Genomic DNA, 9,950 nt, shown 5'->3' on the forward strand with positions numbered 1-9,950 from the left:
GACGGGGGGGTGCGACACCCGTTGCGGCATGCCGGGGGCGGCCCGGTCACCGGGCCGCCGTCGGCGTTCAGATCGGCGGACGACGCCAGGTTGGTCGGGACGAGCGGCGCAACTGCGCCGGCAGGGTCGCCATCGGGGTACGCGTGGCCAGCGGGGCGTGCGCGTCCGGTACGGCTGTCGCGCCGATGCCCGCGCCGCGAATGTCCAGGAACGACCCTGCCCGACGGGCCACCACCCGTGCCTCCTCGTGCAGCGCCTCCAGGTCGTCCGCCGCCGACGCGGTGACGAGGGTCAGCAGGGCGCTGCGCCCGGCCGGATAGGTGACCACGCACCCTGCTGTGGTGCACACGACCGACTCCCGGAACTCACCATGCCGGACGGTGTCGGCCACCCGGTGCCCGAGCCCGAAACTCGCGGCGGCGAGCGCGGCGAGATGGGTGGCGTCGGTGCTGGGTAGGTCGCTGGAGATGAGCAGGCCGTCGGTGCCCGCGAGCACCGTGCCGGCGATGTCGGGTCGGCGCTGGCGCAGCCCGCGTAGCTCCGGTCCCATCACCGTGTCTGCGTCCACGAGCGTTACCCCTCACCGGTCGGCTCTGCGTGTCATCGGCTGGTCACGTTCCGCGCTGGGAACGCTACCGGTGGCGACTTCCGACCGCGAGACCGTAACCCTCGGCGATCGGTCGGCAACTGGGGGCCAATCGGTGGTTGTGTGCCATTCATCGATGCGTCGTGAGCAGGTCGGGCAGTGGTGGCGGGCGTAACCTTGGCTCGCTCGTACACGGCCGATTGGGCGCCGCGTCGAACGGGAAGAGGTGACTGCATGACGAGTGTCTGGGAGAGCCTGACTGTCGACGCCCGCGATCCGGCCCGACTGGCCCGTTGGTGGGCTGAGGCGCTCGGCTATCAGGTCGTCACCGAGAAGCCCGACGAGGTGGAGATCCGCCAGTCCGCCGACCGCCTGCCCGGCCTGGTCTTCGTGCCGGTGACCGAGGGCAAGGAACGCAAGAACCGGCTGCACCTCGACCTGCGCCCCGCCGATCTGGAGGCTGAGGTCGAGCGCCTGGTCGACATGGGCGCCCGGCACGTCGACATCGGTCAGGGCGACGTCGAGTGGACGGTGCTGGCCGACCCGGAGGGCAACGAGTTCTGCGTACTCCGTGAGCGCGAGGAGTGAGCCGGTCTTGCGAGCCCCGCAGTCGCGAACAGCGGTGTCGCCGTGAGCGCGAGGAGTGAGCCGGTCTTGCGAGCCCCGCAGTCGCGAACTGTGCCGGCTGCGTGAGAAGTGAGCCGGGGGCGGCGGACGCCCGGTTGGTCGAGGAGCCGCCCAAGGACACCGGGCATCGCCGGTCGCCGTACGAACGCGACCGGGCCCGGGTGCTGCACTCGGCGGCGTTTCGCCGGCTGGCCACCAAGACCCAGGTGCACACCGCCGGCACCGACGACTTCCTGCGTACGCGGCTGACCCACTCGCTGGAGGTGGCCCAGATCGCCCGGGAGATGGGTTCCCGACTGGGCTGCGACCCGGACGTGGTGGACGTCGCGGGGCTCGCGCACGACCTCGGGCACCCGCCGTTCGGGCACAACGGCGAGGCTGCGTTGGATCTGCTCGCCACGCCGTGCGGCGGCTTCGAGGGCAACGCGCAGACCCTGCGGGTGTTGACCCGCCTCGAGGCGAAGGTGCTCGCCCCGGACGGCTCGTCCGCCGGGCTGAACCTGACCCGGGCGTCGCTGGACGCGATCGGCAAGTACCCCTGGCCGCGCCGGCCGGGGGAGCGCAAGTTCGGGGTGTACGCCGACGACGCAACTGTCTTCGACTGGATCCGGGCCGGCGCACCCGGCGACCGGCGTTGCCTGGAGGCCCAGGTGATGGACTGGGCCGACGACGTCGCGTACTCGGTGCACGACGTGGAGGACGGCATCCACGGTGGTTATGTCACGTTGCACCCGCTGCTCACGGACGCCGACGAGCGGGCCGCGCTCTGCGCCGACGTGGCCGCCGCCTACTCCGGCGAGTCCGAGGCGGACCTGGCCGAGGTGCTCGTCGATCTGCTGGCCGGTCCGCTGCTCGCCCCGCTCGCCGGCTACGACGGCAGCCATCGCGCGCAGGTCGCGTTGAAGGCCACCACCAGCGGCGTGACCGGGCTGTTCGTGTCCGCGGCGGTGGCGGCGACGGAGGAACGCTTCGGTCCGGGCCCGCACCGCCGCTACGCCGCCGACCTGGTGGTGCCCCGCCTGGTACGGGCGCAGTGCGCGCTGCTCAAGGGCATAGCGCTGCGGTACGTGATGCGTCGCAGCGGCTTCCGGGGCCGCTACGAGCGGCAGCGGACGATGCTCGCGGAGTTGGTCGCCGCGCTGGTCCGGAATGCCCCGGAAGGGCTCGACCCGATCTTCGTCCCGCTGTGGCGGGCCGCCCCGGACGACCGGGCCAGATTGCGGGTGGTGATCGACCAGGTCGCCTCGCTCACCGACCCGGCGGCGGTGGCCTGGCACACCCGCCTGGTCGGCAAGGGGACACCCCCGGCCGAGCACGAGCCAACTTAGGCTAACCTAACTGACATGACGGAACGCCCCAGGAACGTCACCTCGGCCCGGGTGCTGCGCACCGAGCGGCCCACCCCGCACCTGATCCGGCTCGTCCTCGGTGGGGACGAACTGGTCGGCCTGCCGGTGGGCGAGTTCACCGACCACTACATCAAGGTGGTGTTCCCGCAGCCGAACGTCGCGTACCCGCAGCCGTTGGACCTCGCCGCGATCCGCCGGGACCTGCCCCGGGAGCAGTGGCCCCGGCTGCGCGCGTACACCGTGCGGCGCTGGGATCCGCTGGCCGGGGAGCTGACCGTCGACGTGGTGCACCACGGCGACGAGGGGTTGGCCGGTCCGTGGGCCGCCGCGCTGCGTGCCGGCGATCCGGTGCACTTCGTCGGCCCCGGCGGCGCGTACGCCCCGAACCCGGACGCGGACTGGCACCTGCTGGCCGGTGACGAGAGCGCCCTGCCGGCGATTGCCGCCGCGCTGGAGCGCCTCCCGCTGGGTGCCCCGGCCCACGTCTTCGTGGAGATCGCCGATCCGGCGGAGGAGCAGAAGCTGCTCAGCCCCGGGGCGGTCGAGTTGACCTGGCTGCACCGCGGCGAACGCCCGGTTGGTGAGGCGCTGGTCGCGGCGGTACGCGCGTTGGAGTTCCCGGCCGGCCAGGTGCACGCCTTCGTGCACGGCGAGGCCGCCTTCGTCCGGGAGTTGCGCCGGCTGCTGCGCGGTGAGCGGGGCGTTCCCCTCGACCGGCTCTCCATCTCCGGCTACTGGCGGCGGGGCATGGACGACGAGGGCTGGCGTTCCACCAAGGCCGACTGGAACCAGCAGGTGGCGGCCGAGGAGACGAGCGTCGCCGAGCCGGCCGCTGTGGCCTGAGCGCCGCTCAGCCCTCGGGCGTCTGGTTCGCCTGACCGGCCTTGGCCAGTCGCCGGCTGACCAGGACGGCGTATCCGACGACGGCCAGGGAGAGCAGCGACAGCATCAGCCTCGGTTGGTGCACAGTCACGGTGATCAGCGAGACCGAGACCACCCCGTAGACGGCGATCGCGAACCGGGCGGCGCTCGGCCGGGTCCACAGCCAGTACAGGGCGAGACCGCAGAGCGTCCAGATCACCATCGACGCGCCGAGCAGCAGCCGCAACTCCAGCGGCAGGTGGTTGGCGTTGTCGTCGACCAGCCGGACCACCTGCCCGAGTGACCAGCCGAGCAGCAGCAGCGCACCGCCGAGCGGAATGTGCAGGTAGCTGTACGCCTGGCCGCCGCGCAGCCGGCGCTGGAGCAGGCGGGTGGTGACGAATGTGGTGTAGACCCACCAGACGGCCGCCGGGATCAGGAATGCCAACGCGGCGGTGAGGATCATGTGTGGCGGGGGATGGTCCGGCACGGCGAAGAGCAGGCTGGCCAGCGCGCTACCCAGCACGATGATGGTGAACTGCCCGATCCGTTCCGGCAGGTGCCTGTTGTCCACCGGCCAGCGGTTGAGCCAACGCGCCCCGACCCAGGGCGTGGACAGTTCGATCAGCATGGCGACGATCCACAGGACGGGCCGCAGCTCGGTGGGCACGATCAGCGACACCAACCAGATCAACCAGCCCGACCCGAAGCCGATCAGGTAGATGGTGGTCACCATCCGGGCCATCGGGCTGGTGGAACGGGCGCGTAGGTACAGCAGGAGCAGCACACCCCGCACGATCAGGTACCCGATGGGCAGGAGGACGCTCTCCGGCACCTCGTCGACCCCGAGGGTCATCGCGCCCGCGCCCACGAGCGCGACGAGCACCAGCACCCGGTGCAGCGCGTCGTCCGGGTCGAACCGGGTGTCGTAGTAGACCTGTCCCATCCAGGCCCACTGAATCACCACGAAGAGCCCGATCACGGCCAGTACGTCGGTCGGCGACGGGCTCGGCTCGTCACCCAGCCGAGCCACCACCGCCGCCAGCGCGTACACGAAAATGATGTCGAGGAAGAGCTCCAGCCAGGTGGCGTGGCGGTGTCCTGCCTCGTCCGCACCCGGGGTCTGTTCGGGCAGCCCGACCCGGCCGGCCAGCCATCTCGGCAGGCGGGGGGCTTGGCTGCGTACCCGGCGCATCTGGTCATGGTCCCCGCGCGGACCCGGCCGGCGGGCCGGAACCGCCGAGCCGGCAGCGGCCGCCGCCACACCGGCGTCCCCCGGCCGGCGTGTCGTCGGTCCGGCAGGGCAGGATGTACGGCGAGGGGGTGGCGCATGGCTGGGCGGATCCGGGACGAGGACATCGCACTGGTCCGGGAACGCACCTCGATCGGGGATGTGATCTCCGAGACGGTCACCCTGAAGTCCGCTGGCGGCGGCAACCTCAAGGGTCTGTGCCCGTTCCACGACGAGAAGAGTCCGTCGTTCAACGTGTCCCCGGCCCGCAACGTCTGGTACTGCTTCGGCTGCGGGGCCGGCGGGGACGCGATCAAGTTCCTGATGGACGCCGACCATCTCAGCTTCGTGGAGTCCGTCGAGCGGCTGGCTGGCCGCGCCGGCATCCAACTGCGCTACATCGAAGACGACAAGGGCACCCCGCGTCCCCGCCCGCAGCAGGGTCAGCGGCAGCGCCTGGTCGCCGCGCACGCCGCCGCCGTCGAGTTCTACAGCGCGCAACTGAGCACCGCCGGCGCGCGGGCGGCACGGGAGTTCCTGGCCCGCCGGGGCTTCGACCGGGCCGCCGCCGAGCGCTACGGCTGTGGCTTCGCGCCGGAGGGTTGGGACCCGCTCACCAAGCACCTGCGCCAGCAGGGCTTCACCCACCAGGAGCTGGTCACCGCCGGGCTGTCCCGGGAGTCCCGTTCCGGCACCCTGATCGACAGGTTCCGTCGCCGGCTGCTCTGGCCGATCCGCGACCTCGCCGGCGACGTGATCGGCTTCGGCGCGCGCAAGCTCTTCGATGACGACGACGGCCCGAAGTACCTGAACACGCCCGAGACGCCGATCTACAAGAAGTCGCACGTGCTCTACGGCATCGACCAGGCCAAGCGGGAGATCGCCAAGCAGGGTCGGGCGGTGATCGTCGAGGGTTACACCGACGTGATGGCCTGTCACCTGGCCGGGGTGACCACCGCGGTGGCGACCTGCGGCACCGCCTTCGCCGCGGACCACATCTCCGTCCTGCGCCGGCTCCTGTTCGACAGCGACGAGGTGGCCGGCGAGATCATCTTTACCTTCGACGGTGACGCCGCCGGGCAGAAGGCCGCGCTGCGCGCCTTCGAAGACGACCAGCGCTTCGTCGGGCGCACGTTCATCGCGGTCAGCCCGGACAACATGGACCCGTGCGACCTGCGGCTGGCCAAGGGCGACCTGGCGGTGCGTGACCTGGTCGCCCGCCGTGAGCCGCTCGTCGACTTCGCGCTGCGGCACGTGATCAGCCGCTTCGACCTGGACACCGTCGACGGCCGGGTCGAGGCGATGCGCCACGCCGCGCCGCTGGTCGCGCGCCTGAAGGACCGGGAGAAGCGCCCGGAGTACGTCCGCAAGCTCGCCATGGACCTCGGCATGGAGATCGAACCGGTGCAGCGGGCGGTGCTCGCCGCCGGCAACACCGCGCCGTCCGGCACCCGCGAGGCCGCCCCCGCCGCCCGGCCGACCTCCGCCCGCCCCGAACCGGCGGTGGACAGCCCGCAGTCGATGGTCGAGCGGGAGGCGCTCAAACTCGCCCTCCAGCAACCGGTCCTGGCCGGGCCGATGTTCGACACGATCGAGGCCACCGAATACCGCCACCCGGTGCACGTCGCGGTGCGTACGGCCATCGCGGCGGCCGGTGGTGCCGTGTCGGCGACCGGCGGCGCGGTCTGGATCGAGTCGGTCCGCGACGCCTGCGAGGACCTGGCGGCAGCGGCGCTGGTCGGTGAGCTGGCCGTCGAACCACTGCGGATCGACGGCGAACCGGACCCGCGCTACGTGTCGATCACCATGGCCCGGGTGCAGTTCGGGTCGGTGACCGCCCGGGTCCGGGACCTCAAGTCACGCATCCAGCGGATCAACCCGGTCAACAACAAGGACGAGTACTTCGCCGCCTTCGGTGAGCTGCTGTCCCTGGAGCAGCACGCCCGGGCGTTGCGCGAGCAGGCTGCGGGAGGCCTCTAGATGGGACTGTTCAGCCGCAAGCCGAAGCTGCCGCCGGCCGACCGGCCGCCGCTGACCGCCGACGAGCGGGTGGTGGCCTGGGCCGCCGCCGGCAACGGCGAGGGCGACGGGGTGGTGGTCGCCACGAACCTCGGGTTGTGGCTGCCCGGTCGAGGGCACCGGCTCGGTTGGCACACCATCCTCAAGGCGGTCTGGTCCGGCCGGCAGTTGACAGTCACCCCCGCCGAGCCCGTCGTCGAGCGCGACGGCTACACCGTGGTCGCCGACGGTCCGGCCGAGACGTACCTGCTGCTCGACCCGGGGGAGCTGCCGCACCAGGTGCGGGCCCGGGTGACCCGTTCGGTCGCGTACACCGAGCACCAGCCGGTGCCCGGCGGCGCGGCGCGGGTCGCGGCCCGACGCGTGGCCGGGGTCGACGGTCTGACCTGGACGGTCCGACTCGACCCCGGCACTCCGACCGATGACGAGGCAGTGCTCGCCGACACCGACCGGCTGGTCGGTGTGGCCCGCGCCGCCACCGCGCCGGCCGACGGCTGACCGGTCGGGTCAGTTCGCGCCGAGGTCGTTCAGCGCCTTTTCGGCGCCGCGGTGCAGTGGCACCGGCAGGGTCCGGCGGGCCTTTTCCAGCGTGATCCCCTTGGCCGCCGGGTTGGCCTGGGCCAGAGCGTCGCGCTTGTCGAACACCGTCCGGGTGATCGCGCAGGCCACGTTGGCGTCCAGGTCCTTGCGGACCAGCAGCACGTTGGGCACGACGATGGTCGGGGTGTCGCTCGCCGTCTTGTACGCGTCCCGGCCGATCGTGCCCTCCTGGTAGCCGGGGCTCAGCACGGTCATCTTCGGCAGCAACGGCGAGATGTCGACGAACTTCACCGCGTCGCCGGCCGTGGTGAACAGGTCGGTCAGGCCACCGGTGGGCAGACCACCGGACCAGAAGAAGCCGTCGACGCTGCCGTCCTTGATCCCCTCGACAGTCTTGGTGAGGTCCAGTCGCTGCGCCCGGATGTCCTTGGCCGGGTCGAGACCGGCGGCCTGCAACAGCCGGTTCGCGATCACCTCGGTGCCGGACTTCGGTGAGCCGGTGGAGATCCGCTTGCCGCGCATGTCGGCCACCGAGGTGATCCCGGCGTCGTTGCGGACCACCACCTGCGTGTAGTTGTCGTAGATGCGGGTCAGCGCCTGCACCGGCTGCGGCGCGGTGAAGGTGCCCTTGCCCTCCACCGCGTTGACCGCCGTGTCGAACAGCGAGAACGCCACGTCGTACTGGCCGGCGACCAGTTGCTCGACGTTCTGCACCGAGGCGCCGGTCTCGGCGGCGGTGCCGGTGAGCTTGCCGCCGGTCGCCTCGGACAACTGCCCGGCCAGGGCGTTGCCGACCACGTAGTAGACGCCTGTCGCGTTGCCGGTGGCGATGCCGACGCGGGTCTCCTTGGTCACCTCGCAGGTGACCTCGCTGGCCGTGTCGTCAGTGGCCGCGCCGCCCTGCTGACCTCCGCAACCCGCGACGAGGGCGAGCACGCTGAGGCCCGCCGCGAGCCGTACGTCGATTCGTCTCACAGTTTCTCCTTCAAAGGATCGGACAGTGGTCGGCCGGCGGCGCCGCGTCGGACGAACACGCCCGCCGCCGCCACGGCGGCCAGCGTTGCGCCGACAGTGACCGGCACGGGTTCGAGCCAGAGCAATGTGACGCCGGCGAGAGCGCCCAGCACCCGCTCCGGTACGCCGGCCGGGCCCACACCGGGCAGCCAGCCACCGGCGGCGACGGCGAGCACCGCCACGCTGAGCGCTGTGACGCCGGCGGCGAAGGCGATCCGCTGGACGCCACCGATGCCGAGCAGGCCGAGCCCGGCCGGCGTGATGACGAACGCGATCGGGGTCAGGTAGGCCGGCAGCGCGTACCGCAGGGTCTGCCACATGGTCGGCACCAGCCGGCCGCCGGTGACCGCGGCGGCGGCCACCGCGGCGAGCGCGGTCGGTGGGGACACCTCGGACAGCACCGCGAAGTAGAAGACGAACATCGCCGCCGCCGGCGCGGTGACGCCCAGGTCGAGCAGGGCCGGACCGACGATCACCCAACCGATCACGAACGACGCGGTGACCGGCACGGCCAGGCCCAGCAGGCTGAGCGCGACGGCGGCGAGCAGCGCGGTGAGCACCAGCACCAGGGTCGGGTCCGACGTGGCCGCCTGCGCCCCGCCGATCAGCAGCGCCGCCGCCTGCGGCCCGAGGCCGGTCTTCGTGGTGGTCGCCGTGATGATGCCAGCGGCGGCGCAGACCGCGGTGACGGCGAGGACGCCGCGTACGCCGGTGACGAGCGCGGTCACCAGCCGGCCCGGGGTGAGTCGGTGCGCCCGGTCCAGATAGGAGAGCACGACGGCGAGGACGATGGCGAACACGACGGCCCTTGTCGCGGACACACCGATGGCGAGGAACACGATGATGGCGATCAGTGAGGCGAAGTGGTAGCCGAACCGGGCCAGCAGCCGCCAGGGCGAGCCGACGTCGATCACCACCGGGCGTACGCCGGAGCGGCGGGCGTCGATCTCCACGGCGAGCAGGATGCCGAGGTAGTAGAGCACCGTCGGTACCGTTGCCCAGCCCAGCACCTGGAGGTACGAGACGCCCAGGTACTCGGCGATGATGAACGCCGCCGCACCCAGGGTTGGCGGGGAGAGGATCGCGCCCACCCCGGCCGCGGCCAGCATGCCGCCGGCCCGCTCCGGTGGGTAGCCGGCGCGGCGCAGCAGCGGCCAGGTGACCGCGCCGATGCTCACCGTCGTCGCCGCGCCGGAGCCGGAGACGGTGCCGAGCAGGAAACCCGAGGCCACCGCCGTCCGCCCGGCGGCGGTCCGGGAACGTCGGAACGCCGCGGCCGACAAGTCGACGAAGAACCGCCCGGCCCCGGACAACTCCAGCACCGCGCCGTAGATGGTGAACAGCACGATGTACGAGGCGGCCACGTCGAGCGGCGTGCCGTAGAAGCCGCTGTCGGAGTTGTAGAACGCGTCGACCAGCTGACTGAAGTCGAGCCCGGCGTGCGCGACCGGCCAGGACTGCGGCAACAACCCGCCGTAGTAGCCGTAGCCGAGGAACAGCAGGCAGACCGCCGGCAGGATCCAACCGGTGGCACGTCGACACGCTTCGAGCAGCAGGAGCAAGAGGACGGTGCCCAGCACCAGATCCGTCGCCGCCAGCAGGCCCTGCCGGTCGAGGAACGCGTTGTAGCCGCCGCCACCGCTGCCGATCCGGATCGGCAGGTCGGGGGAGAGGCAGGCCGCGACCGCCCGGGCGCGCAGAGCCCCGTCGGTCACTGTGGGGC

Annotated in this window: 8 protein-coding genes and 1 pseudogene; 5 read left to right on the forward strand and 4 right to left on the reverse strand. The window is 72.0% G+C overall.

The genetic code is table 11. The features are described 5' to 3' along the window. Positions 1 to 67: 67 nt before the first annotated feature. Positions 68 to 568, reverse strand: coding sequence for a roadblock/LC7 domain-containing protein (locus tag AB0B48_RS29150; protein WP_357207070.1), 501 nt, complete (start codon positions 566 to 568; stop codon positions 68 to 70). A gap of 252 nt (positions 569 to 820) precedes the next feature. On the opposite strand from AB0B48_RS29150, the gene AB0B48_RS29155 reads away from it, so the two are divergent. From AB0B48_RS29155 to AB0B48_RS29165, 3 genes are all read left to right on the forward strand, one after another. After that, the gene (locus tag AB0B48_RS29155) at positions 821 to 1,174 is read left to right on the forward strand and encodes a VOC family protein (protein ID WP_124860192.1); all 354 of its coding nucleotides are present in this window, start codon (positions 821 to 823) and stop codon (positions 1,172 to 1,174) included. A 101-nt stretch (positions 1,175 to 1,275) separates the two neighbouring features. Then, the gene (locus AB0B48_RS29160; RefSeq protein ID WP_357207073.1) at positions 1,276 to 2,541 is read left to right on the forward strand and encodes a deoxyguanosinetriphosphate triphosphohydrolase; all 1,266 of its coding nucleotides are present in this window, start codon (positions 1,276 to 1,278) and stop codon (positions 2,539 to 2,541) included. 15 nt (positions 2,542 to 2,556) lie between these two features. After that, positions 2,557 to 3,405, forward strand: coding sequence for a siderophore-interacting protein (locus AB0B48_RS29165; RefSeq protein ID WP_357207075.1), 849 nt, complete (start codon positions 2,557 to 2,559; stop codon positions 3,403 to 3,405). A 7-nt stretch (positions 3,406 to 3,412) separates the two neighbouring features. On the opposite strand, the gene AB0B48_RS29170 is transcribed toward AB0B48_RS29165, so the two are convergent. Next, entirely contained in the window at positions 3,413 to 4,618 is a 1,206-nt protein-coding gene (locus tag AB0B48_RS29170) for a low temperature requirement protein A (protein WP_357207077.1), read from the reverse strand. A 113-nt stretch (positions 4,619 to 4,731) separates the two neighbouring features. On the opposite strand from AB0B48_RS29170, the pseudogene dnaG reads away from it, so the two are divergent. After that, positions 4,732 to 6,634 (forward strand): annotated as a pseudogene (gene dnaG / locus AB0B48_RS29175) (DNA primase). Beyond that, positions 6,635 to 7,171, forward strand: a complete 537-nt coding sequence (locus AB0B48_RS29180) for a hypothetical protein (RefSeq protein WP_357207079.1) — start codon at positions 6,635 to 6,637, stop codon at positions 7,169 to 7,171. A gap of 9 nt (positions 7,172 to 7,180) precedes the next feature. Here AB0B48_RS29180 and AB0B48_RS29185 read toward each other — a convergent pair whose 3' ends face one another. Both AB0B48_RS29185 and AB0B48_RS29190 read right to left on the reverse strand, forming a co-directional pair. Continuing rightward, positions 7,181 to 8,188 carry a TAXI family TRAP transporter solute-binding subunit gene (locus AB0B48_RS29185; RefSeq protein ID WP_357207081.1) on the reverse strand — a complete coding sequence of 336 codons (1,008 nt, stop codon included), beginning with the start codon at positions 8,186 to 8,188 and terminating at the stop codon, positions 7,181 to 7,183. After that, positions 8,185 to 9,950, reverse strand: a 1,766-nt coding sequence (locus tag AB0B48_RS29190) for a TRAP transporter fused permease subunit (RefSeq protein WP_357207083.1), incomplete at its 5' end; no start/stop codon positions are given. The genes AB0B48_RS29185 and AB0B48_RS29190, both read right to left, overlap by 4 nt.

The sequence above is a fragment of the Micromonospora sp. NPDC049089 genome, from assembly GCF_040648775.1.
In the GTDB taxonomy this organism is placed as follows: Bacteria; Actinomycetota; Actinomycetes; order Mycobacteriales; family Micromonosporaceae; genus Micromonospora.

Bases quoted from the DNA above. Each gene is read 5' to 3' on its own strand.
- AB0B48_RS29170 (WP_357207077.1), bottom strand. From the start codon at position 4,618: ATGCGCCGGGTACGCAGCCAAGCCCCCCGCCTGCCGAGATGGCTGGCC.
- AB0B48_RS29165 (WP_357207075.1), top strand. From the start codon at position 2,557: ATGACGGAACGCCCCAGGAACGTCACCTCGGCCCGGGTGCTGCGCACC.
- AB0B48_RS29155 (WP_124860192.1), top strand. From the start codon at position 821: ATGACGAGTGTCTGGGAGAGCCTGACTGTCGACGCCCGCGATCCGGCC.
- AB0B48_RS29180 (WP_357207079.1), top strand. From the start codon at position 6,635: ATGGGACTGTTCAGCCGCAAGCCGAAGCTGCCGCCGGCCGACCGGCCG.